Source organism: Hymenobacter radiodurans, assembly GCF_004355185.1.
In the GTDB taxonomy this organism is placed as follows: Bacteria; Bacteroidota; Bacteroidia; order Cytophagales; family Hymenobacteraceae; genus Hymenobacter; species Hymenobacter radiodurans.
Genome location: NZ_CP037922.1, coordinates 3700260 through 3724957 on the forward strand (window position 1 = coordinate 3700260; position 24698 = coordinate 3724957).

Consider the following 24698-nt stretch of genomic DNA (forward strand, 5'->3'; position numbering starts at 1 on the left):
TTACCAGCCCTGTTTAATCGTATTGATAATATATTCTATTTGCTCCGGAAGAAGTGCATCATGCAGAGGGATATGAATCTGGGTTTCATCGAAGCGACGCTGATTAATTAGATCCATTTTTTTTCCTCCAAATAGAGTGTTTTTATCTATACCGTCGTGTACGACGGAGCTAGCAATTCCTTTAGCTTTTAATGTTCGAATGAATTCGAGACGGTTCTCTACGTGGAAGCCAAATAACCAATGTGCGCTCTCACGATCCGTCTTGTGTTCGAAGAGTGTAACCCCACTAACTTGGCTCAGCCCATCATGGTATTGGCGAACCAGCTGCCGCCGGTACTGCATACGCTCTTCAAACCCTTCCAGATTAGCTAAGCCCAGCGCAGCAGCGTAGTCGCTCAAATGATACTTATATCCGACGTCCGTTAAATCATATATTCGTTCACCTATTTCAGACACAGGCGAGTGAGCCCGATCAATACCAAACCAACGGCGCCGAAACACTTCACGGGCATTCTCTGAGCCTGTGCAGCATAAGGCACCACCATCGCCTGTAGTCAGGTGTTTTATAGCTTGAAAAGAGAAACAGGTGAAATCAGATATTGAGCCAATTGCTCGACTCTTGTAGGTAGCTCCTGGAGCATGAGCAGCATCTTCAATGACAATTAAGTTGTATTGACGCGCTAGGGCATGGATCTCATCCATATCGCACGGGTAACCACCCCAGTGCACTGCCATTATAGCTTTCGTACGCTCTGTAATCTTATCTTTTATTGAAGCTGGATCAATATTGCCAGTCTCATACTGAATATCAGAAAAAACCGGAGTAGCTCCCTCTTGTACAACTGAAATAGCGGAAGCAATGAATGTCTGGGGGGCCATTATCACCTCATCACCATGACCAATACCTGATACGGCCATAGCTAAGTGAAGAGCACTAGTACCACTGTTCAAAGCTGCTGGATTTACCATACCTAGCTCTGCAGCTAGACGCGCTTCAAACTCTTTTACTAGTTTTCCTTCACTCAGGAAAGTAGTACTTAACACTTCCGAAACCCTTGACTGAGCTGAGGGGTGAACGAAAGTATTGAACATTGAAATATTCCCCATTGTACTGGATATATCTAGTTGGCCAGCCATACCTATTCGAGCTTATATGAGCCCGCAAAAGTAATTGTATTCTGCCTAACTCATTTGATATATCTGACTCATCTGTCAAAACACTATCAAATCCTTCGGAAAAATTATATAATAACAATGTATAATCTTATTAGATATTTTTTTTACAATTATTAAATGCGCACAATATCCTCTGCTGTTAAAAAATTATTAAATGAAGGAATTATTTCAGATTAATTAATATTTCATTTAATAAATATTCATCCACTATTACATCTGCTCTATTAGTTATATCGCCCTTGACTGAGGGCTTACAAGGCGCATTATAATAGTGAAGCTGCATATTGAAAGCCATACGATAATAAATGAGGTTTTCGAAGTCCTGGTTATCAAGTACTACTAGCTTCTCCTCATTTATTAATTCTATTACAGTTGTGCTTGGCTGCATAAATAAAATATTTGTCAGGTTAGCACCGTGTATGCCCATCACAACAGCTGCTTCCTGCATAAGCTGAACCTGCTGTGCAAATTCAAGCCCTTCGAAATAAACTACCTCAAACCCGTATTGCGTCAGGATTGGAATAATAGCTGCTTCATTCACCAAGCGGCGATTATTTTGACGTGCACGTGATATATATAAACGTCGATGTGGCTGCGGCGGGGGCTGGTGGCCGATGGCCTTTGTTATCTCGGCTCGGAGTTGCCGCATCAAAGATGCATCCTGGAAGCCAGGCGGTGCGGCATACTCTGACAACAGTAATAAGGGCACTTTAACGATTTGCTTATCCTGTATTGGCAGCAGATGCTTAAATCCTAAAAGGGATGTACTCGTGCGCACGTATTCCGGAATAGGCTCCGGGACTAGTAGTAAGCAAGCAGGATACAATTGACGCAGTATGAGCAACCGTGGTAAGGAGTCAGCTATCCAGTGATAGTAGTTATCTACAGACCATAGATCATGCACCAATGCCGCCTGATTAACTGTTGGGGGAAGCTCTACTGGATCAACAACCCACTGCTTCAGCAAGTAGGCATCTGTATAATGCTTTTCTTCTCTAGGATGAGGCAGCCCTTTTAAAAATATTCTTAGGTTCCTAAAAATGATTGTTTGCCAAGAGACATGAACGTGCTTTAGCCGATATATATGACGCGCAGGCAGCCCTGTACTTTCCTGGAAATATTTGGCAACCTGAGGCGGCAGACTATCGAAATTGACAGGAAGCTTAGGCGATGTTGGAGCTACAGCAGGTAATACTTCGACCCCTTCCTCCTTCCATTCAGGAAGAATTTTATATATTATTTTAATACAAGAATCTGTGAAACCTTTGAAAAATGAATACAAATAATTGCCCCCCATAACTGCTTGAATAAAATATGGATATGTATTTTAATTCCTTGATTACAAAAAAATATATTAATGTATTATTAATACATCGCGTTCCCTAGTTTCAAGCCCGATTTTTTTATTTTTTGCTTCAATTCGTCCACATATTTATAGTACCCAATGATATTTCCAAAATCAAGTATATAATTAAAAATAGTTAGCATCTGTTGTTTACAGTCCATCAGATATAGTTTATCATCTATGAATAGTGCTTTAACAAAACGCATAGATACTATTTGACGGAAAGCGCCCCAACTCATGTACAAAAAGTCCTTTACTAAATGGGTAGTCGTATCGGAGTTGCTTTCGTTTGCTGTAAGCAATGCGCTCCGGTAAGCCCCTAATCGGGATGCGGCCCAAACGGGCGAATAATAAAGCCGATTTCGATAAGTGGGTGTTAGACGGTTCGCGGTCATGTAATGCTCAAGCCGAAGCCCAGACCAGTACCATACCTCATACCCTAATAGCTGCGCCACATAACACAACTCATCATCTTCTCCCGCAGTCAGCACTTTTGTCCCCTGACGACCAGCAAAGAGACTTTTAAATTCGAGTTGGGTTAGTTTGTGCCAGAGCTCGAGCCGAATAAACATGCCCGCCCCCCAAAGGATATGGGAACCGATATTACCATCGGGCAGCGGCTTTATATTGGAGCCCACTTTATATACAGGGATTCCGACAGCATAATTCGCCTGAAAAAGTGGAAACCAACTAGGTGGAGACACCTCAAAAGTGGCTATATTTTGCCCCCCAACTATTGCTACTTGAGGATTGGCTTGCAATACATCGAAGCCAATTTGCAGATAGTCAGAAGCTAACCGGTTGTCGTCATCTACGATACAGGCGTACTGGTAACGTGCTTGACTAAAGGCAAGCTTGACGGCAAAGTTCTTACCGGGACGGGGTTCTTTAAATAGCCGTAGGGGAACTGATGTACCCAACTCTCTCCAATGAGCCTCGGCTTTCTCCGTGGTGCCGTCTGTACAGGCGTTGTCGACTAGAATTACCTCCCACGGAATAGCTGGGTCTGCAGCCTGCCGGGCTAGGCAGGTGAGTGTTTCACTAATGCGCGAGGCACTATTATAAGTGCATATCAAAAAAGAAACACCCGCCGGCACCACTTGCACACTGTTACTCTCCGGCAGCATAGGTAAATCGCTTAGTATAACATGATCAGCCTGACGTGAACACTGCGCGAAGATAAGCGAGAGAAATAAGTTTGCCTGATTTGGGCTAGAATGTAACAGGCATACATGAATAACTACCCCGTGAATTGCTATCTATCGTAAAGGAGAGTAGGGGCTTAGCTTCATATGGTGAGGAAGACATCCTTTCCTAAAGTTTAATACAAGAAGTAAGTACAGTCATCTCTGAACTCACATTGATGAATGCCTGTACACACCGAACCGATTTATAATGATTCTATAAACTTTATTAACGTTTTCTCGGGATGCAAGTCTGTGATACCAGATGCATGCTCAAACGCTTTCCGACCCATTTCCTGAATGTTTTCCCTATTTTCCCAAAGGCGCTCTAAGTCAAGTGAAACGCATTTCACAGAAGCTGTACTACTTAAAAATCCTGTTACCCCATCAATTATATACTGAGCATTGTCTCCCACATCAGTTACTAAGGCTGTCCTACCACACAACATTGCTTCAACTAAGGCTAGTGGTGTGCCCTCGCTTATGGATGGAAGTACTAAAATGTGGTTTTCCTCCCAAATTTTATCAATATCATTGACATGCCCCTTTATACTCACTTTAGCCTGTAATTCATATAAATATATGAGATGCTGTAAGTGATTTAGATGGGGACCGGTACCATAAAGGCTCAGGTGATAGTTCCTGTCCCTCCATTTGTGAGTAGCTAAAGCTTGAAGCAAAATATCCTGCCCTTTATAATCACAATCAATTCTTGCTACGCATGCAATCTGTAACTGAGACGAGGTAACGTATGGCTTAACTGCTTTAACAGCGATATTCACTGGGTTACTGATAATCTGAGCTGAATTTATAAAATGAGCTAGTTGTCGTTCAGCTGTCTCCATATTACGCTTCGCAACAAAAAAATTCATCGATGCATGTTGTACAACCTTAATAGCGTAGTCACGATTTAAGCCTGTGACAATATTGCCATGCTCATAGTTATGCTGATTTATCAGTATGTATGGCTTTCCTTGACTAAGGATATTTTCGATAACCATTCTGTGCTGCACGAAATCCCATGTAGTGCCATTTGATATAACATAAACATCAGCTACTACAGTTGGCACTATTTCACCTGTACTAGATTTAACTTTTAGCTTAATAGCTAATCTTTCTGCAATAGAGAATTGAGGCTTATAGTAGAAGTAATTATCAGCTCCTAAAAATCTTAGTTCTTTAATTTTATCTGGAACAGTTTCCCATTTCTGAGTGAGTGTGCTAACAGTATGACCATCAGCTAAAGCAAGCTTTGCAGCTTTAAACCATAGTTCTTCGCTTCCACCCCAAGGCAACACTCTCATCAAGGAAACGAAGGCAATTCTCATAGACTGGTTGTTCGTATTTACTGAAGAAATGCCCCACACATAAACTACAGAGCCTTAAAACGAATTCTGTACTAGTAATAGACTGATAAGGCGGAGACTACAGCCAGGAAGCAACGCAAAAATCAGATACTGAAGCCAAGCACAAAGATAGGCGGCTATACTATAATTTATGTAGGAGCCAGCTTAGGGGGCTGTTGCGGGGGAGCGCTACGCAGTATTTTTTGCAACGGATTCTCCACTAGCTTGTAGAGCAGAATAGACGCTACGATATGAAAACTAATCCGCATCCGGATGCTGGCCTTGCAGGGCACGGGCAGGCTGCAGGTAGGCACGTTGTACGTCATCACGGGGCGCACCAATGGCACTTACTTAGCCCAGCGCTATGAGCTTGGCTCCAGCATTAACCTATACCACCTCTATACCTTCTTTTGTGAGGCATGGGTATGTCAAGAGCGGGCTGAGATTGTGCGGTTATGCCCATTTAATTGTTGGCAACCGCTTCTAACCTACGCTGAGTTGGTGCAGTTGCCTGCATTTAAAACCCACCCTACGCGTCAAGATTTACGGCTGGTAAAGCCATAATAGTATAAAAAAAGCCCCAACGATGCCGGGGCTTTTTTTATACTATTATGGCTTTACCAGCCGCTTTGCTTCTTTGACTAGCTTATGCTGGGTGTCTTCGTCTTTCTAGCTGGCGGAGAGCTGCCGCCAGCGGCGCTCCCCCTCTGCGTCATTGAAAGGTTAAGGAGGCTGTTCATACTCTTCTGCCATCATCCGACTCAACCAACGGCTAAACGTGGACCACAGCTTTCCTATAGCCCAAAGATAACGGCCTTTCCCCAACCCTGCGTTACCTTTGCCCCAAACAATGCTATTCGAATGTCATTATCTCCTGTGAAGGTTTTCCAGTTGCCTTCCTCACCAAATCGCATCTTTGGCTTAGACTTGTTGCGGGCCTTTGCGATTCTGACCGTACTGGTGACCCACAGCGATACGTGGGTGTCTAAAAAGTTCACCTTCTTTTATGAGTACATCGCGCGCTTCGACGGCGTCAGCGTATTTTTTGTCCTGTCAGGCTTCCTCATCGGGGGATTCTGATTCGTACCTTGGAAATCAAGCCTGCAACAGGGGCTACGCTCTGGGACTTCTGGACTAAGCGCTGGATACGAACGGTGCCACCTTATCTAGTGGCGCTCCTGCTGGCCGCACCCCGGCGTCTTTGCCGAGGCTTGGAGTTTAGCAGTCGAGGAGTGGTTCTACCTGCTCAGTGCGCCGGCCGTGTTTCTCTTTGCCGGCGGGCTGCGGCTCAAGCCTCGACATGCTGTACTACTGGCGGCAGTTTTGGTAGTCATACTTACTACAGCCTACCGCTATTACAGCTATCTGGAGGCGCCCCCGCAAACGCTTGAGCAGTGGGATAGCAACTTCCGCAAAGTGGTCGCGCTGCGCCTAGACAATCTGATGTATGGCGTCATAGCAGCTTGGTGGGCGCACTATCATGCCGAAAGCTGGCTTCACCTGAAAGGCGTCAAATTCGTCGTGGGATTCGTGGCGCTTTACCTGCTTAGTGATGTTACCGCCCTGGGAGATATTGGCCTATTCGCCTCCGTCTATTATTTTATTATTCCGGCCTTGGCCACAGTGCTACTTATGCCCTTACTCAGCCAGTGGCAGTACGCCTCGGGCTGGTGGGCCAGAGCCGTCACCCACATCTCGCTGATTAGCTACAGCATGTATTTGCTGCATGCCACTATCATCAACCAGAATATACTAGTACAATTGGTGCCTACTTTGCCCGTACCGCAGGCGGTGCGTAATATGATAGGCTTGCTGCTGTTCTGGGGGCTTACAATCCTGCTCTCTACACTTATGTATAAATACTTTGAGGTGCCGGTGATGAGCCTGCGCAATAAAGTAAAGCCCCCGAGCCGAAAGTAGCTGCGTAGGCAGTTGATGGGCACCCTACGTCATTTTTCCTAAAGGCCCACCCTGCGGTGGGGCTTTTTTCATTAGTAAGCAGCATGGATGCTTACGCGTTGAAATTGAGAAGTATCTTGAGAAAAGAATATCGAGCGGGAAAAGTTATAATTAATATAATAATTTTATAAAAATCGTAGGATTTTCGATTCACCTGTTTACCTTTGATTATTACAAATAAATCTTCTCTTAAACACACACTTTTATGACAAACCTATACTCGTTCCCCCGTGCGGCTGCTTTGGCAGCGGTGATCTTTATGACAGGCTGCGCCAAAGAGTCCGAATCTGTAGCTCCTGCTTCGTTATCCGTTGTGCCTGGCCAGCAGTTTGCTATCGGCGATACGTATCCCCAGGGCCCTCAGGCGACTGGTCTTACCTGTGATGTCATGATGACCATGGTGAAGGAAACCACGCCCGCAGATGGCCAGATTGCCAAGTGGGTAGGCATGGCAACCTGTAAACCGGCCGTCAAGCTGGTTTATCAAGGCGAATACACCAATTATTTAGGCCAGACCTTTCAGTACAATACAACGACCCAGACGACAGGCGAGTGCACGATGATAACTTTTTATAAGACGGGCAAGCAATAAGCCACTACTACCTGCCGGGCAGACGCAACAGTTGCCATAAAAAAGCCCCACCGTTACAGGTGGGGCTTTTTTGATACCTACGCAACTGCTACCTCCTTTACGAGCCGTGGCGGTTTGGCACGCAGACGGTTATGCAGGGGATGCTCGCCCCCCTTATAGAGCGCAATGGATAAAATCGTGTAACTGACTAAGCGAATGAGCTAATTTTCCGTGATATATTCCGAGAATAGTGTATCTATGACTCCTAAGTGAATGAGGTAAAATACATAAGAGCTTTTGCCCAGCAGATCAAATGCCGTGGTTTCCAAGAGCTGTCGCAGCCGCGTGCGCTCCTTAATCAGCCCCCAAAACAGTACCGCCACCGTGCCGGGTAGAAGCACATTATTTATAGAGCGATAAGCGACCAACCAAGCCACAGAATTGGTGATCGTGTGCTGAACCCACGCCAAGCCAACTAGGCAAGCTACAATACCGGCTAACCCCAGAAAGGTGGCGCGGACTCCTCGCTGGGAATCTTCCGTTCTGCGGGCGACGAAGAAGGCAAGCCCGATGCCGACCAGAAACTCGATGCAGCGCCCAAAAAAGGTACTCTGTAGCAGAAAGTTAATGTCGGCCATCAGGCCATAATACGGCAGGAAGCGCGAACAAAACAGGACCAATGCCACCCCAATCGAGAGCAGCAGCACGGGATACAAATACAGCAGCCGAAAGTTGCGCTTGAGGCCCAGCAGCAGGAAAGGCGCCAGTAGGTAAAATGTTTCTTCCACCGTTAGGGTCCAGGCCGGCGGCACCCCCATCACCACCAGATCCGCAAAGTAGGCGCGGGTTAGCGTCAGATTCAGAAACAGTACGGCCACCTTATCAATCAACGGATAGACGTCTGGCCACTCATACCATTGCTGCGTGGGTCGTAGAAACATTACGGCAAAGGTGAGCAGCGTCAGCAGTAAGTAGATGGGATAGATGCGGGCAAAGCGGTTTTGCAGGTAGCGCCGAAACCAGGGCCCTGTGAGCTCCAGGCGGTGAAAATAGCGGGTGGTTATCAGGAAGCCGCTGAGCACAAAGAAAATCGGCACCCCTATGTGGAGCTGCTCCCCAAGCCAGACGCCCCATTGAGAAAGGAAGGATATATCCTGAGCTGGCGGCTGGCGGGTATGCGGCGCCACCACCACATGATTGAAAAATACCATAATGGCTGCCACTGCTCGGATGCCGGTTAAGGCAGGATAGTACTTGCTTTCCTTTTTTGTGGGGCTTCTTGCGTAATCAATTGGGTCATCACAATCCTATAAGGCACAATAGGGCCACAAAGCTACGGACATTTGGCTTGGTGGCAGTGTAAGGCTAATGAGCGCAACAGGACTCAACGGCCCACTTACGACCTGCAAAACAACTCTCATAACCTAGGATGGTGGCTAGTTGTATTAACTATTGCCGTGCTGGTAACACTTATCAATCTATACGGCTTGTAAATACCCTCCCTCCTTTCCTAAAAAAGCCCCTCCTGAAACGAAGGGCTTTTTTAGATGCCTAAGCTATGATTGACTCCTTTAATACCGCCTGTGGTTTTGCGCACAAATAGCTATACAAAGAATGATTAACTCATAATAAAGCGTAACGGACAATACATAAAATACGGTTTCATAACGCTCTTCTGCCCCGATTTAAAACTGAGACCAAGTGGTAAAATACTAGCCTTACTATTTAAGATTTATGATTTTTAACGTACCACTCCCAAGTTTGCTGTAATCCTTCTTCAAAACGTACGGTGGGAGTCCACCCAGTATGAGCATGTAGCTTGCTACTATCTAACACATTAACCTTCACATCAAAGGCGCGTTCAGGCAGTATCTGAATGTTCAAAGGCAAGTCTCGAGCCACTGCCAAGGGTGCAAGTATATCAAGTACTTGCCGATTGCTGTGTCCTACACCACTGCCTATATTATAAACCTGGCCGGCTTGCCCATCAACCAACGCCGCCACAATACCGCGGGCTACATCGCGTACATGCAGATAATCGCGAATAGTACCCTCCTCGCCGAACAGACTTAGTGTTCGGCGGTCAAGGAGAGACGCGATGGCAGTAGCTACAAACCCTTGTCCGGCATATACTCGCTGGCCTTCACCATATGCGTTGGAGGGCCGCACACAAACTATTGGCAGCTGTGCCGTGTGATGGTAAAGATGAGCATATTTCTCAATGGCCAGCTTCGTGATCCCATACGGCGATACCGGATTTGTTGTGTGCTCTTCCGTTAAGGGGACATTATGTGCATGGCCATACACAGTTCCGCCCGACGAAACCCATACAAATTTTCTTAATGACCACCGCGAAGCATGTTCAAACAGACGCACAGCTTCAGGCAGATTAACTAAAATATCGTTTACTGGATTATGGAAACTGGTCTGGGGCACTGTGGCATAGGCCAGATCTATCACTTCGTCAACGCCAGCTAACAGCCCTTCTAATAGCTCGTCCGTAGCTCCGGTCGGGTTTTGCACATAGCGAACAGTCGCTGGCAAATGCGACGCAGCGGGTGCGCGCCCGACAACGATGACTTGCCGGTCATTGCGCAGCAGTAGCTCTTCAACTACTGCTTTGCCAATAAATCCGGCTCCGCCAATAATACACGTAATAAGACCCACAATAACCGGTTTAGCCCTCTGACAGTGTTTACTATAGTTACAAATATGAGACAGTATACTTAAACATTGAAGTGACGTGTGCTACAAAGCGCTTTCAATCAATTTGAGAATAGAAGGCCCTAGCTTGCTAATTGTATGGTTATTTAGTGCACGTTCTCGGCCAACATCGCCCATTTGCTTACGAAGAGTTTCATCATTGAGCAACGCTAAGGATTTCTCTGCCATTTGGTCAATGTTGACATACTCTACTACATAGCCAGCGTCTTCCCGCACAAACTCAGGCATGCCTCCTGCATTTTCGAAACAGATGATGGGTGTTTTAGCTAAAGCAGATTCCAAGCACACTAAGGGGAAAGGGTCTTCGCGGGAGGTTAGCAAAAAGACATCAAAGGCCTCATAGTAACTGTTAATATCAGTTTGCTCTCCAGCCAGAATAAGCCTGTGTGCTAGTCCGAGTAATCTTACCTCGCGCTCAAGCAACTTATATTCGTAGGATCTTTTATTACCGCCAACCCAGATAAAATAAGTGTCTGGGGAACGTTCGATTACTTCGCGGGCTACATAAGAGAAGATATCGTATCCCTTACGCCATTGCAGGCTTCCCATACCTCCCACTATTTTAGCACTAGCAGGAATATTATATACTTCACGTATATCTACAAGCGCTGCACGTAAAGGGTCCTCGTCAGCAATAAAATCGTATATAACAGAAACCTTACTGGGATCAACCGAAAAATTATTTAGATAAAAGTCTTTGACTGCATGTGACCCCATCATCAACAAATCTGCTTTGTGGAGGGCATCAATATATCCACCAGCAGGTGCATAAATCATAGCAAATTCTAACTCATGAATGTTGCAAATTAATTTAACACCTATTTTTTCTTTTAATAAGATGCCATAGTTAATTGCAACTAGGGAATTAGCAAATATTACATCAGGAGCGTATGCAACAATTTGATTTAATGTATTATCATGTTGCCTTCCACTCATACGGTTCAATTTTGACCATATTCGAGTATGAAGTGAAAACTTAGGGCTACTTACTATACAGACATCTGCTAATTCCTGAAATTCACTAACTAACCCTCCGCCTTCTAATAGCACAAGCGCCATTTTGTGCGATGTATGCTCTTTGATCCATCGCATTAAGTGCAACTGCGTAAAAGGAGCTCCGCTTCTACTTGCTTCATGCCCTACGAAAAGGATGGTTGCCATACGAGGTTTGCTACGCTTATTTAAAGCTAATTCCTGAATTTATTTAATAGCATTACAATACCTGTTCTTTTTAGGAGACCATAAATAGCCTCGCCAATCTTATAGGATCTAGATGATATTATATCATTCCTCTCTTGTTTGATTTTATTTAATTCTTTAATATAGGTCGCTGGAACCATATCATAGAACGGGTCTGTGTGATGCAAGCTGCTCACTCCCGTCACATTATTAAACACGACTATGTCCCTTGTAATGTATTTCTTTTTAATATCATCATTTTGAAAACAACGAATATTAAAGTCCCAATCTGCGACCACTGGATATTTCAAGTTATAAAGCCCAATTTTATTGAATACACTTCGCCGATAGAATATGGCTTGATGACACACGTTACGCTTTGTAAGCAAAATCATTAAGTCTACCTCGCCATCATGCCTCTGTCCATTACTTGAGACAATAGCATCACCATATACAAAATCAGCTTCTGTGTTAGATAGTATTGCTGCAATGTCTTTGAAGACATTTGCATCATGCAAATAATCATCGCTTCCTAAGAAATAAAGCCAGCTACCACTAGCTAAACTTATTCCTTTATTCATGGCATCATAAATTCCCTTATCAGGCTCAGACACCCACTTAATATTCAAGTCCGAACCAGAATATGCATCTATAGTTACAATAGTATTATCAGTTGATTGACCGTCGATTATAACAACCTCAAAATTCCGAAATACTTGCGATACTATACTACTAAGTGCTATACTTAATGTAGCATCACTATTGTAAGTCGGAAGAATTATTGATATTAATGGTTGCACAATATAATTACATCAATACAAATTGACACCTAAAAAATAGACACCACTTTTAGTCAATAGCAAGCCTTTTATTAACGGTATCAATATCTTTTATTGCAAACAGATTATCGTAAGGATAATGAAGTTGTTTTTTTTCAAAAACTAACTTTTTATCTATATACCGATACCACTTATATCCCCAAGCCTCAAGAATATCATATAATTCTTGTACATGGTAGCCAGCAGAGAATGTATTCTCCTCAGTAAACTCTACCATAATCACAGGAGAATTATCCTTCATTGTGCGTTCACCTCCATATAATACAAACTTCTCCCAGCCCTCAACATCTAATTTAATTAAATCAATATTCCTTACTCCGTATCGATTTGCTATATTATCTAATGTATCAACATCCACCTCTTGAACTTTACTAAACTTTCCGTCTTTAGAATCAGCAAATGAATTCCATGCATCATATCCATTATCGGATATATTCAATTGCAGTTTATCAATCTTATCCGACAAGCCAATATTAAATACATATTGGTCAGATATATTATTGTTTTTTAAATTCTCTTTTAGCCTTGCATAAGTTTTGGGAGAAGGCTCAAAAGCAAAAATCTTTCCTTCATCGCCTATTCTAGTAGATGCAACTAATGAAAATAAACCAATATTTGATCCTATATCAAAAAAAGTATCACCCTCACGTAAAAAATTTCTTAAAAAATCTAACTCTGCATTCTCAAAACCATTATATATAAGTTTTGACAAAATAGAGTCTCTATAGAGCCTAATTTTAATATTAGAATCTATACTGTGGTCAAAAAACTCTTTATCACCGAATTTGTCATTCCAGTGCTTTTCCCGAGCTAAGTTTGTTTTGTCATTTTCATCTTTAGTAATACTATCGTTAATTGCAGTCAACTTTCTAACTGCAAAACCTAGTGCTCTAAATGCAAATTTACGCATGTGTATTATGGTGTTTTGTTTCCCAATTTATTACTGGCGCTACTAAACCAGGCCTATTGTCATTATAATTACTGTTTAAGCTATCCACTTTAGCTATTGACACTTTCACACTGACTTCATCGTGAATAATCCATCTAACATTATGTACACCAATTCTCAGTTTTATATAGTAATCACCTTCCGCCAAAATATTAGCTGGAATCTCGGCATAGCTTCGATACGCTCCTAATTCAAAGAAACTAGTTTCTTTTTCTAGATCATCATGAAAAGACCTAAATATGACAGTATCCATGTTATCTACGAGATCAAAACCTATTCTTAACCCATGCATATCTCTTTTAACTAGATAATCATAATAAAAACTTATTGTGTCACTTGTATAAAAAGTATCATTGCTTCTTTTAGAACTTAATTTGAAGTCTAAAAAATCAAAATCTGGATCACTTTTTAATATCTTCTTAAGCTCAGTTTGCTGGTTATTGGTGCTTCTACTAAAATACAGATCTATACATTCTTTAACATTGCCTTGCTTAATGATATTTCCATTCTCCAAATAACAAATGCGGGTGCATAAATTTGCTACAGCCGACATGTTATGACTTACGAAAAGTACCGTACGCCCATCATTAACACTTACATCCTTCATTCGACCTAAGCACTTCTTCTGAAACTCGGCGTCGCCTACAGCAAGAACTTCGTCTACTATTAGTATTTCTGGTTCTAAGAAGGCTGAGACAGCAAATGCTAAGCGTACATACATACCGCTACTATATCGCTTAACAGGCGTATCGATATAGCGTTCTACTCCAGAGAAGTCAACAATCTCGTCGAATTTGCTGCGGATCTCAGCTTTGCTCATACCCAAAATAGCCCCATTGAGAAAGATATTCTCTCGCCCTGTCAGCTCTGGGTGAAAGCCGGTTCCTACCTCCAATAAGGAGGCGATTCGGCCCTTTATCTTAATGCGACCGGTTGTAGGCGCCGTAACCTTTGATAAAATCTTCAGCAACGTAGACTTACCAGCCCCATTACGGCCAATGATGCCGAGCACCTCACCCTGCTTCACCTCAAAGTTTACATCCTTCAGCGACCAGACATAGTCGCTCTGGCCTTTAGCTGTGCGGTCGTTGGTCTCCCCTATCTTGGCAAACGGGTCCTCCTGTCCGCGTAGGCGTGCCCACCAGCGGTTCAGGTCGTGGGTGATAGTGCCCGTGCCGATTTCACCAAGACGGTACAGCTTCCCTAACTCTTCTACTCTTATGGCAATGTCACTCATGAATCAGTAAGCGGTACCAAGAAGCTTTTTTGCCCCCCAGCCTTATTTATACAGTATCAGTAAAGCTCTTCTGCACTTTGTTGAAGATGATAGTGCCGAGGAAGAGCATGAGCAGGGCAATGAGAAAGCTATAGCCTAAACCACCCCAACTAAATGTACCAGAACCCAAAAACGCGAATCGGAATGTTTCCACAATGGATGTCATAGGGTTCGCCATGATCAGCCAACGGAAAGTTGCAGGCAAGCTGGACAGAGGATAGATTACGGGAGTTGCATACATGAGCAGCTGTACGCCAAACGTAAGCAGGATAGCTAAATCGCGGTATTTGGTAGTCAGGGCGCTGAAGATCATGCCTAAGCCCAGTGACAGAACACCCATAATCACTACCAGTAGTGGGGTAAGTACGATTAACCAGTTAGGATGAATCTTGTCGCTAAAGACCAAGTAGTACCCCCAAACCCCAGCAAACAGGATGAACTGGATACCGAAGCGAACCAGATTAGAGATGACAATGGACAATGGCATGGTTAGGCGCGGAAAATAGACCTTACCAAAAATGTGGGCGTTATCACGAAATACGGTGGACGTAGCGGTCAGGCTTTGCGAAAAGTAATTCCAAACGGTAATACCAGCCAAGTAGAACACCAGCATTGGCAGCCCATCAGTAGATAGCTTAGCTACGTTGCCAAAGATGATTATGAAGGTAAGCGTTGTCAGCAAGGGCTGAACAAAAAACCAGATAGGCCCAAGGATGGTCTGTTTGTAGGTTGACACAAAATCCCGGCGCACAAACAAGAGAACCAAGTCGCGGTAGCGCCAGAGATCTTTAAGACCCAGATCGAGCAGACGAGTCTGGGGGGCAATTATTTCCGTCCAGTCATCTGCCTCCGTTTTGATTACGGGATTCGGCGCTTTCATCACTTCTGCTGTTTCCATCGCGCTGATTAAATCACGGAACGTTTACGGTGTATTGATAGCCTTATTTTACCTAAGGCTAATTATCTCCTTATTAAGAGTTTAATAGAGCATTAAGCAGATACTGCGTTCATGTTCTTTTGTTCGTGCTGCATAAAGTCTTGGTATACAGCGTGAATTCCTTCTTCCAAGCCAATGGTATAACGCCACCCTTTGGTGGCTAGCTTGCTCACATCCATCAGTTTGCGGGGCGTGCCATCGGGGTATTCAGCATTGAAGCGAATTGTTCCCTGGTAGCCAACAATGCGTTGTACGAGTTCTGCTAGCTCACGAATGCTAAGGTCTTCACCCGTACCGATGTTCACAAGGCCTGGCTCATCATAGGTTTGCAGCAGGTGGAAGCAGGCATCCGCCAGATCATCCACGTGCAGAAATTCGCGACGAGGCGTACCGGTTCCCCATACTTCTACTTCGGCAGCGCCCTGAAGCTTAGCCTCATGAAACTTGCGAATCAGAGCCGGCAAGACGTGTGACTTCTGCAGATCGTAGTTGTCGTGGGGACCGTACAGATTAGTAGGCATAGCCGAAATAAAATGGCTGCCATACTGACTGCGGTAGGCATCACACATCTTAATACCTGCAATCTTGGCAATGGCGTATGGCTCGTTGGTGCTTTCCAGTTCGCCAGTAAGTAAGGACTCTTCTTTTAACGGCTGGGGGGCTAATTTGGGATAAATACAGGATGAACCCAAGAACAAAAGCTTTTTTACTCCGTGTACATGGCTCTGATGAATCACATTACTTTGAATCATCAGGTTGCTATAGATAAAGTCGGCCCGGTAGGTATTATTGGCGTGAATGCCCCCTACCATCGCAGCGGCGAGCACGACGTAGTCAGGCTTCTCAGCGGCAAAAAAAGCTTCAACAACCGCTTGATTGCGCAAATCAAGCTCAGCTGATGTGCGTAACAACAAATTGCTATAGCCAGCCTTTTCCAAGCGACGAACTAGAGCTGAACCAACCATTCCGCGATGGCCAGCTATATATATTTTGGCGTTTTGGTCCATTAAGGTTTCGCGCAATTATAAAGTACGAAAAAGGCAGTAAGTCTGAATATAAATGAACATGTGATAGCCAGCTACTTGCTCCACCAATCAAGATCAGGTAATGGGGCATTGCTCACTGGAGCAACTCCGGGTTGTAGGCGTTTAACCATACTACCGGGCAGCATCTTCTTAATGAGTGGGTTGATGGTGGCCCCCAGAATTACTCGCCTTGTGCGAGGACTGTAACTCAGTAATCTAGGCAGCTTACGCATTGCCAGTGGTCTGGCGATTGCCGCATCAATCTTGCCGGCCCAGTTTACTTCCCAGTAAGCATACAGGTTTCGACGCTCAACGTTGGTAAGATGAAAACGTTGGCCGTAAACTGCATCGGCTTCGCAGCTTTCCACCATTTTCACCAGGTTGGGATACCATTTTGGCGATGTAGATGTGCGCTGCTCAGGGTGAAGCTGATACACTGCCAGCATCGCAGGAATTGACTGACCAGCAGAATGGTGTGCTAGCCGATACCACAAATCAATATCAGCGCACATATCCACTTCTCGGCGCATAGCTCCTACTCTGTCCAGCATATCACGCCTTACAAATGTGGCATGCTGGGGAGGAATGAACTGAAAGAGTATGCTATGTGGAGTGATTGGTCCGGTAAATGAGTTAGCATACGTTACCTGATTATCCAGATCTATAGCGTACTCACCACCCGAGATAAATCCTGCTTCGGGGTGCTGTTCAAAGCCCGCCGCCATATGGCGAAATGCATGGGGCAAGTAATAGTCGTCGCTGCTCTGAATAGCGATGACATCACCCGTGGCCTTGGCTAAGCCTTTCGTTACAGCATCAACGTATCCCTCATCACGAGCTGACCACCATGTAATTTGGTTATCGTACTTGCGCAGTACATCTACGGTAGAATCAGTGGAACCGCCATCGGAAACGATGACCTGTACTTTACCAGGATAATCCTGCCGAAGAATGCTCAATAACGTCCGCTCGATAAAATGCCCCTGGTTCCAGGATGGAATAATGACGGAGATGGAAGGAAACTGCTGCATCCAGGTTATATTTCTACGTCAGAGACTTAACATCCGTCAGCCATAGACTGAGCAGTTCGAGTTCGTTAGGCAGCACAATCCCTTCCTTCTCCAAGGCTACGTAAGCCTTATAGAGGTTATCGCCAACGGAAGCATTAGGGTCCAGTGCGGACTGTACAGTAGCAATTACACGATTGGGGTGTAAGTAACAAGGAATCTCTGATTCAAAGTCCTTCACATAATCATGAGGATTGCGCTCTTGAATTACAGTAGCTTTAGTAAAACCTAAACGGTAGCCGTAAAGCCACATGATTGGCTGTGCCACCAGGCCACGCAGAATATCTGTAAAGCGAAAGGTGACGTAAGCCGGCAAATAGAGTAAAGGGAAAAGTTCCTGCCGGAATGCTGTATTCTGAGAGTTAAAAGGGCAAAGTGTGCCTTCTGCCAATACCACCGGTGCATGGTCGTCGAAGAAGCATTCGGTATTATCTACTAAGCGATAAATAGCATCTACATCCGGATCACCATCGGCTAGCCCCTGCCATACCCCTATTTTTATCGATTCACTTTGAAGCTCTTCTTCCTGCAATACGTGTGCTTTGGAGTTAATTAGATCCAAGGGTAAGCCACGCGGCCATATGTGCTGTTTAGTAAAGGTCTTGTATATATTAACAAATCCTTTGCTATCCTTTGAGGTCAGAAAATCACCTTCCATTGCTGGAAATTCCCAGCCCTCATAAGGAATGTTGTCATCGTCTGTATCAATGATGACCTGAGCACCCTGTTGCATGGCGTGCAGATAGCCCATCATCTTACGTCCATAGTGATTGTAGGGCAATTTGGCCGACATCTGCATACCCATCGTCTCCTGTTCTTGCACTGATAAGTAGGTGACATTATCACTGCTCCAGTGCGCAGGAGACTTTTTATCGCCAGCAACTACAAGCTGATAGTCAGCAAGGGTAGCGAATTTTTTTACTGCCTTCGTTGGGGCAAAAATAGATGTAATGACAATGAAAGACTTCAACGAAGACATAAGCTGGAATAAGATTATATGAGAGAAGTTGGCGAATCAGAGTACTGCAGATAATGCTAACAACTCATAGTTAATGCTGATTTTGAGGCGCAAAGGTACAGTGTTTTTATTCACACTCTGTTTTGTTCAGTCAGCGCGAGCGTCTAGGAGCTCAGTATTTCACCCATATTGCTTGGTGTACAAGCCGGTAAGATAAGCCTACTCGCTGATTTTACAAGGTTTTATAAAAGCCTCCGATGCCTTCGGCTACTACTTTTACCTCTGGCTCTTGCATACCCGGCCATATTGGCAAACTCAATGAAGTTTGGGCTAATTCCTCAGCAATTGGGCAAACTCCTTCCTGCATATTCAGGTGGCTATAGGCCTGTTGACGATGAGGAGGCACAGGGTAATGAATTAGTGTACCAATGCCATGTTCCTGCAAATAGCGTTGGAGTGCGTCGCGATGGGCCGTACGCACTACATAAAGATGATACACATGTGATGCTCCTACTGTAGTAACCGGTAGAATAAGGTCTCCTAAGCCATACAAGTATTGGTCATAAAAAGCAGCTACTGTTCGGCGTTGTTGGGTCCAGGTGTACAGATATGGCAGTTTCACGTTTAATACAGCCGCCTGCAGCTCATCGAGGCGGGAATTATAGCCTATGACCTCGTTGTAGTATTTTTTTTGAGAGCCATAATTGCGCAGTGTGCGAATTTTGCCCCCCAGCACCTCATCATTCGTTGTTACGGCACCCGCGTCACCGAGAGCCCCAAGGTTTTTACCTGGATAAAAACTAGTACCATTTACATTGCCAAAACTGCCGGTCATCTGACCTTGCCAGGTAGCTCCCTGCGCCTGCGCATTATCTTCGACCACCCATAGCCCATGTCGCTGCGCCACTTCCATTATGGAAGTCATCTCACATGCTTGGCCGTACAAATGGACGGGCATTATGCCTTTGGTTTTGGGGGTTATAGCCGCTTCTAGGCGGTTAGGATCAATATTATAAGTAAAAGGATTGGGCTCAACTGGAACTGGTGTAGCGCCAACAAAAGAAACGGCCAACCAAGTGGCAATGTATGTGTTGCTAGGTACCAGCACTTCATCACCTGGCCCAACATTTAGCGCTAGGAGCGCCAGATGCAATGCATCGAGCCCATTTGCTACGCCGATGCAGTGCTTTACATCATTAAACGTGGCGTAGGCGGCCTCAAAAGCCTTTACTTGGTCGCCTAAAACATACCATTGCTTATCGTATACACCTGCAATTGCAGCAAGTATTTCCTCACGAATGGGGTCGTGCTGAGGCGAAAAAGACAGAAATGGAATATTCATCAGGATGTGAATTGCAATAGAAAACAGCCTCTAAAACCGCTGTAGTAGTCGAAGTATATAAGATGCCTAACAAGAAATTGTCAGACGAAGTAAGCGGTTATTGATTTGAGTAAAACAGCTATTGCGTTTGCAATACTATTTAGGGCGCAACACCGGTCTCATAAGTGTTTTTTACTACATACAACGGACGGTTGCGAGAGGCATCAAGTCCGCGCCAAACGTATTCGCCTATTATTCCTAGTGCAATCATTTGAAAAGCCGACACAAATAATACAACGACCATTAAGGTTGTCCAGCCAGTGGGCGCTTGGGGGGCAAAAATATTCAGACCGATAACGTACAAACCGTAGAGAAGGGCAATTATGCCCAGTAAAAGACCTACGACTGAAATGGCTCGAATAGGGAAATAGGAGAAGGCAAGCAGAGAATCAATAAACAATTTTATCTTTTTCTGTAAGGTCCAGCGCGACTTCCCTACTTCACGCTTACGGCGGACATACGGGATATTCACATATGGATATCCCAGCCACACCATGAGGTAAAACACATTGCTGTTGCGCTCGTGCATCTTTAACACCTCTTCGGCTACCTGACGGTCAAAAAAGACGAAGTCAAAGCCGCCCTCGGGTATGTTGCTCAGGGCTAAATGCTTCATCAACCAGTGGAAAGTCTCGGCAAATGTCTTTGCTAACCCCGTTTCCTGCCGGTCCTGCCTGTTACCGATGACTAGCTTAAAACCCTTTGACCAGTGGCCATACATTTGCACCATCAGCTCCGGCGGGTCCTGCATATCAGCGGTAATAACAGCCATACAGTCACCTGTTGCGTGAGCCATGCCGGCTACAATAGCGTTATATGACCCCACATTGCCCGCAAGCTCCACTACCCGGATTCGATCGGGGTATTGAGCGCGGGCTTCCAATAATACCTCTAGTGTACGGTCGCCAGAGCCATCGTCTACAAATACATACTCAAATTCGACTTCAGTGGGAAAACGGGCCTCATTGGCAACCAATTCTCGTACTGTAATCGGAATATTCTCCTCATTGTAATAACAAGGAACGATGACAGATAGCTTGGGCATTCAGGGACAGAAAAACGGTAATTATTTAACAATTTAATCACCGTGGAAAGATAAGATATGACTACTACCTCCTAGCTTGAAGCCTAATTTTTCGCACGTGCGGAATACAGCTCGATTAGTTGCTTGCGTTGTCATCAAAACAGCCTTATCACCTTTTTCACGAGCTCGGTGTATGGTTTCAGCTACAAGCTTCAGGTGCCATCCCCGATTTTGAGGTCCTACAGCCGTGAGAACCACTCTGGACATGCCGAACCCTGTTGCAGCTGAATCGTCTTTTAAATCACTGATTGCCAGAAAGGATTGAATAGGCAAGCCGGGCTCATCGGGCACAAGCACAGCATCGCAATAACCGCGAACGGCAGCGCTTGCATAACGCGCCAAAAAAGCATCGGCACGTTCAGCTCCAAACCAAGGATCGGCATGAAACCGATCATAATCATTGCGATTCTCAGCAGATATGCGAGCAATCTGTGCTTCGTCTTCTGAATTAGCTAGGCGTACCGGATAGCGCTCCTCATTGAATGATTCGAGGTTGTCACGATAGAAGAGCAAGCGTGTTTCAACTAGCCGCCATCCACTAGATGTCAACGTTTGCAATAGCATGCTATCCTCGCTTGGCACTTCACTAAAACAATAGTAGGGCCCGGATGCTGCTAAGTGCTTTTCAAAAGCTTTAATAGTTTTCAATCGATCCGCTGGGGGGCTTTTCTCAGAGAAGAGCCCTGTCAACAATCTATATGTGGGGACGGCAAAAAACTGGGTGTCCCAAGGCAAATCACTATATAACAGCTGACCTGAGCGATGCGTAAAAATGTTGTTATGAGCTGATTCATCAACAAACCTTGCTGCTCTGCCAACCCCAAATAGTTCTTGTTGGCGCTCAACGGAAACTAAGTTGCGAAGGAAAATATAGGGCGAATAGAATGCTAATACTGAAGCTCGTTGCGCAAGTAAAGCTTGGTTTACGCCTTCCATATTCTGCGAAATTGCTCATACTCACGTATGTAGTCTTTCTCGTCGTAAGGCTGAGAAGCGAAAACCAATTGCACAGCTGAATGCGAATACTGCATTGTATGCCAGGCATTTGGTGGCACATACAGACCCATATAGGGATCTTCTAAGCGATACACTTCAATTGTTCCATCCGACATTTCTGTCGTCACGGTAATACGCCCAGCAGCCGCCACGAGCACCTGTTCGGTCAAGTGATGCGCGTGACGGCCACGGACGATGCTCTCTGGAGTGTAATAGGTCCAGAATGTCCGTTTTACCTCAAAAGGAATAGGACGCAGTTGTTCTGTTACTGATATAAACCCAATAGTAGAGTCTCCTATTTTAGGAAACTCTATTAAATAAGGCTTCATCATGTGCAGGACCTAAACCTTGTCTTTGAAATACTCCAGCGTCCGGCGTAATCCTTCAGCCCGATCAACTTTCGGCTCCCAACCCAAAATCTCCTTGGCTTTTGTGATATCAGGCCGGCGCTTCATGGGGTCATTCTCAGGCAAGGCCTGATACGTTGGTTTAAATTCAACGCCCGTCAGCTTTGCAATTTCCTCCCCAAATTCCTTGATCGTGATTTCTGACGGATTACCAATATTCACTGGCAGTGGGTAATCAGAAAGCAGCAAGCGATAAATCCCTTCTACCAAATCATCGACATAGCAGAAAGAGCGCGTCTGCGAGCCATCGCCAAACACAGTCAGGTTTTCGCCTCTTAGCGCTTGTGAGAGGAACGCTGGTAATACACGGCCGTCATTGAGTCGCATGCGAGGGCCATAGGTATTGAAAATACGAATAATACGCGTTTCCAGTCCATGATGTGTATGATACGCCATAGTAATTGCTTCCTGAAAGCGCTTAGCTTCGTCGTAGCAACCGCGCGGACCCACTGGGTTCACATTACCGAAGTATTCTTCTACTTGTGGATGAACCTCAGGGTCACCATACACCTCTGACGTGCTAGCAATTAGAATGCGTGCATTTTTAACACGAGCCAGTCCTAATAGATTATGCGTACCCAATGACCCAACCTTCAAAGTTTGGATTGGAATCTTGAGGTAGTCGATTGGTGAAGCGGGGGAGGCAAAATGCAGAATGTAATCTAGTTTGCCTGGCACAAACACATACTTGGACACATCGTGATGGTGAAACTCGAAAGCTTCTTGCCCAAACAAATGCTCGATGTTGGATAAGTCACCCGTAATGAGGTTATCCATGGCTATAACATGGTAGCCTTCCGCCAAAAATCGATCACAAAGGTGAGAACCCAAAAATCCGGCACCGCCAGTAATGAGTATGCGTTTCTTATCAGACATGCGTGCTAAATAATATGGTGCTTGGGTATGTATGTTGATGAATGCTACGCCTGAACTACTGGCTCCTTGTGGTTGGCTCGGATGCCAATGCAATGGTAAGTAAAGCCAATCTCGCTTAGCTCTTTCGCATCATAGATATTACGACCGTCGAATATGGCTTTTTGCTTCATCAAGCGGCCCAGAACTTCGAAATTGGGTGAGCGAAACTCTGGCCATTCCGTTACGATAAGCAGGGCATCAGCATCAATCAGTGCATCAAATTGATCTTTGGCGTACGTGATACGGTCGCCCAACGAGTGCTTCGCCTCTTTGATAGCAACTGGGTCGTAGGCCGATACTGTACAGCCAGCTTCCAATAAGCGCTCAATAATCACCAAAGAAGGAGCCTCCCGCATATCATCGGTCTTGGGCTTAAAGGAAAGGCCCCAAATGGCCATCTTCTTACCTTGCAGATCGCCGCCGAAGTGCTTATTCACTTTGTCGAATAGTACTGACTTCTGCGCCTCATTGACATTCTCGACAGCTTTTAGCACCTGCATCTCATAGCCATTCTCAGCGGCTGTTTTAATGAGTGCCTTTACGTCTTTTGGGAAGCAAGAGCCGCCGTAGCCAATACCTGGATAGATGAACTTAGTACCGATACGAGCGTCAGAGCCAATACCCTGGCGAACCTTGTTCACATCGGCGCCCATAATCTCACATAGATTGGCGATGTCGTTCATAAACGAAATTTTGGTCGCTAGCATGGAGTTAGCGGCATATTTCGTCATTTCAGCCGAAGGAATATCCATGAAGATGATAGGATGACCATTGAGCAGAAAAGGCTTATACAGTTTGGTCATTACCTCTTCCGCACGCTCGGACGCTACACCAACTACGATACGGTCGGGCTTCAGGAAGTCGTCGATGGCGGCACCTTCCTTCAGGAATTCGGGGTTAGAGGCTACATCAAAATCGATATTCTCACCGCGCTTTTCCAGTGCTTTTTCGATTTCGGCACGCACTTTCGCAGCTGTGCCAACGGGCACCGTGCTCTTAGTGACGATAACCCCGTAGCTGTTCATATGCTCACCAATACCACGGGCTACTGCCAGCACGTACTTCAGATCAGCAGATCCATCTTCGCCGGGGGGCGTTCCTACCGCAATAAAGGCTACGTCGGCATCGTGGATGCTTTCGGCGAGGCTGGTAGAAAAGTGCAGACGGCCTTTCTCTACATTTCGCGAAACCATTTCCTCCAAGCCAGGCTCATAAATAGGTAGAATGCCTTTCTTGAGGTTATCAATCTTTTTCTGGTCGATATCAATGCATGTAACATCAATGCCAACTTCGGCGAAGCAAGTGCCTGTAACCAGACCTACGTAACCGGTGCCTACTACTGCAATTTTCATAGTGTATGAAAGGGTAAGAAAATTCTGA

At 45.1% G+C, this 24698-nt stretch carries 24 protein-coding genes; 4 read left to right on the forward strand and 20 right to left on the reverse strand.

Annotation, left to right across the window (positions count from 1 at the left end; all coding sequences use genetic code 11):
* From EPD59_RS16890 to EPD59_RS16905, 4 genes are all read right to left on the reverse strand, one after another.
* Positions 1-1137: a DegT/DnrJ/EryC1/StrS family aminotransferase gene (locus EPD59_RS16890; protein ID WP_133273810.1), complete on the reverse strand. Its 1137-nt coding sequence runs from the start codon at positions 1135-1137 to the stop codon at positions 1-3.
* Between the two features lie 202 nt (positions 1138-1339).
* Positions 1340-2473 carry a glycosyltransferase family 61 protein gene (locus EPD59_RS16895; RefSeq protein WP_133273811.1) on the reverse strand — a complete coding sequence of 378 codons (1134 nt, stop codon included), beginning with the start codon at positions 2471-2473 and terminating at the stop codon, positions 1340-1342.
* 68 nt (positions 2474-2541) lie between these two features.
* Complete coding sequence (locus EPD59_RS16900; protein WP_133273812.1) at positions 2542-3648, reverse strand: glycosyltransferase; 1107 nt, start codon at positions 3646-3648, stop codon at positions 2542-2544.
* A 263-nt stretch (positions 3649-3911) separates the two neighbouring features.
* Positions 3912-5033, reverse strand: coding sequence for a glycosyltransferase (locus tag EPD59_RS16905; RefSeq protein WP_133273813.1), 1122 nt, complete (start codon positions 5031-5033; stop codon positions 3912-3914).
* A 291-nt stretch (positions 5034-5324) separates the two neighbouring features.
* On the opposite strand from EPD59_RS16905, the gene EPD59_RS16910 reads away from it, so the two are divergent.
* The 4 genes from EPD59_RS16910 to EPD59_RS16925 all read left to right on the forward strand — a co-directional run bounded on the left by EPD59_RS16910 (position 5325) and on the right by EPD59_RS16925 (position 7602).
* Entirely contained in the window at positions 5325-5615 is a 291-nt protein-coding gene (locus EPD59_RS16910; protein ID WP_133273814.1) for a hypothetical protein, read from the forward strand.
* A gap of 84 nt (positions 5616-5699) precedes the next feature.
* Positions 5700-6131, forward strand: a complete 432-nt coding sequence (locus EPD59_RS16915) for a hypothetical protein (protein WP_133273815.1) — start codon at positions 5700-5702, stop codon at positions 6129-6131.
* Positions 6132-6311: 180 nt separating this feature from the next.
* Positions 6312-6971, forward strand: a complete 660-nt coding sequence (locus tag EPD59_RS16920) for an acyltransferase family protein (protein ID WP_133273816.1) — start codon at positions 6312-6314, stop codon at positions 6969-6971.
* Positions 6972-7215: 244 nt separating this feature from the next.
* The gene (locus tag EPD59_RS16925) at positions 7216-7602 is read left to right on the forward strand and encodes a hypothetical protein (protein ID WP_133273817.1); all 387 of its coding nucleotides are present in this window, start codon (positions 7216-7218) and stop codon (positions 7600-7602) included.
* Between the two features lie 200 nt (positions 7603-7802).
* Here EPD59_RS16925 and EPD59_RS16930 read toward each other — a convergent pair whose 3' ends face one another.
* The 16 genes from EPD59_RS16930 to EPD59_RS17005 form a co-directional block, all read right to left on the reverse strand.
* Entirely contained in the window at positions 7803-8804 is a 1002-nt protein-coding gene (locus EPD59_RS16930; protein WP_165963644.1) for an acyltransferase family protein, read from the reverse strand.
* 502 nt (positions 8805-9306) lie between these two features.
* Positions 9307-10248, reverse strand: a complete 942-nt coding sequence (locus EPD59_RS16935; protein WP_205703434.1) for an NAD-dependent epimerase/dehydratase family protein — start codon at positions 10246-10248, stop codon at positions 9307-9309.
* Between the two features lie 81 nt (positions 10249-10329).
* Positions 10330-11466, reverse strand: coding sequence for a glycosyltransferase family 4 protein (locus EPD59_RS16940; RefSeq protein WP_133273820.1), 1137 nt, complete (start codon positions 11464-11466; stop codon positions 10330-10332).
* A 26-nt stretch (positions 11467-11492) separates the two neighbouring features.
* Positions 11493-12284 carry a glycosyltransferase family 2 protein gene (locus EPD59_RS16945; RefSeq protein WP_165963645.1) on the reverse strand — a complete coding sequence of 264 codons (792 nt, stop codon included), beginning with the start codon at positions 12282-12284 and terminating at the stop codon, positions 11493-11495.
* A gap of 49 nt (positions 12285-12333) precedes the next feature.
* The gene (locus tag EPD59_RS16950) at positions 12334-13233 is read right to left on the reverse strand and encodes an FkbM family methyltransferase (RefSeq protein WP_133273822.1); all 900 of its coding nucleotides are present in this window, start codon (positions 13231-13233) and stop codon (positions 12334-12336) included.
* Positions 13226-14509: an ABC transporter ATP-binding protein gene (locus tag EPD59_RS16955; RefSeq protein ID WP_133273823.1), complete on the reverse strand. Its 1284-nt coding sequence runs from the start codon at positions 14507-14509 to the stop codon at positions 13226-13228. The genes EPD59_RS16950 and EPD59_RS16955 overlap by 8 nt, the downstream gene beginning before the upstream one ends.
* A gap of 46 nt (positions 14510-14555) precedes the next feature.
* Positions 14556-15446 carry an ABC transporter permease gene (locus EPD59_RS16960; RefSeq protein WP_240731462.1) on the reverse strand — a complete coding sequence of 297 codons (891 nt, stop codon included), beginning with the start codon at positions 15444-15446 and terminating at the stop codon, positions 14556-14558.
* Positions 15447-15538: 92 nt separating this feature from the next.
* A complete protein-coding gene (fcl, locus tag EPD59_RS16965; protein ID WP_133274734.1) occupies positions 15539-16492 on the reverse strand; it encodes a GDP-L-fucose synthase in 954 nt (317 codons plus the stop codon).
* 71 nt (positions 16493-16563) lie between these two features.
* Positions 16564-17541 carry a glycosyltransferase gene (locus tag EPD59_RS16970; RefSeq protein ID WP_133273824.1) on the reverse strand — a complete coding sequence of 326 codons (978 nt, stop codon included), beginning with the start codon at positions 17539-17541 and terminating at the stop codon, positions 16564-16566.
* 13 nt (positions 17542-17554) lie between these two features.
* Positions 17555-18556, reverse strand: a complete 1002-nt coding sequence (locus tag EPD59_RS16975; RefSeq protein WP_133273825.1) for an STELLO glycosyltransferase family protein — start codon at positions 18554-18556, stop codon at positions 17555-17557.
* 211 nt (positions 18557-18767) lie between these two features.
* Positions 18768-19877: a DegT/DnrJ/EryC1/StrS family aminotransferase gene (locus EPD59_RS16980; RefSeq protein ID WP_133273826.1), complete on the reverse strand. Its 1110-nt coding sequence runs from the start codon at positions 19875-19877 to the stop codon at positions 18768-18770.
* A 139-nt stretch (positions 19878-20016) separates the two neighbouring features.
* A complete protein-coding gene (locus EPD59_RS16985; RefSeq protein WP_133273827.1) occupies positions 20017-20961 on the reverse strand; it encodes a glycosyltransferase family 2 protein in 945 nt (314 codons plus the stop codon).
* A gap of 33 nt (positions 20962-20994) precedes the next feature.
* The gene (locus EPD59_RS16990; protein ID WP_133273828.1) at positions 20995-21936 is read right to left on the reverse strand and encodes a GNAT family protein; all 942 of its coding nucleotides are present in this window, start codon (positions 21934-21936) and stop codon (positions 20995-20997) included.
* Positions 21924-22328, reverse strand: a complete 405-nt coding sequence (locus EPD59_RS16995; RefSeq protein ID WP_133273829.1) for a sugar 3,4-ketoisomerase — start codon at positions 22326-22328, stop codon at positions 21924-21926. The genes EPD59_RS16990 and EPD59_RS16995 overlap by 13 nt, the downstream gene beginning before the upstream one ends.
* 9 nt (positions 22329-22337) lie before the next feature.
* Positions 22338-23279, reverse strand: coding sequence for a UDP-glucuronic acid decarboxylase family protein (locus EPD59_RS17000; RefSeq protein ID WP_133273830.1), 942 nt, complete (start codon positions 23277-23279; stop codon positions 22338-22340).
* Between the two features lie 44 nt (positions 23280-23323).
* Positions 23324-24670 (reverse strand): UDP-glucose dehydrogenase family protein, encoded by a 1347-nt coding sequence (locus EPD59_RS17005; protein WP_133273831.1) that lies wholly within the window; start codon positions 24668-24670, stop codon positions 23324-23326.
* Positions 24671-24698: the final 28 nt, after the last annotated feature.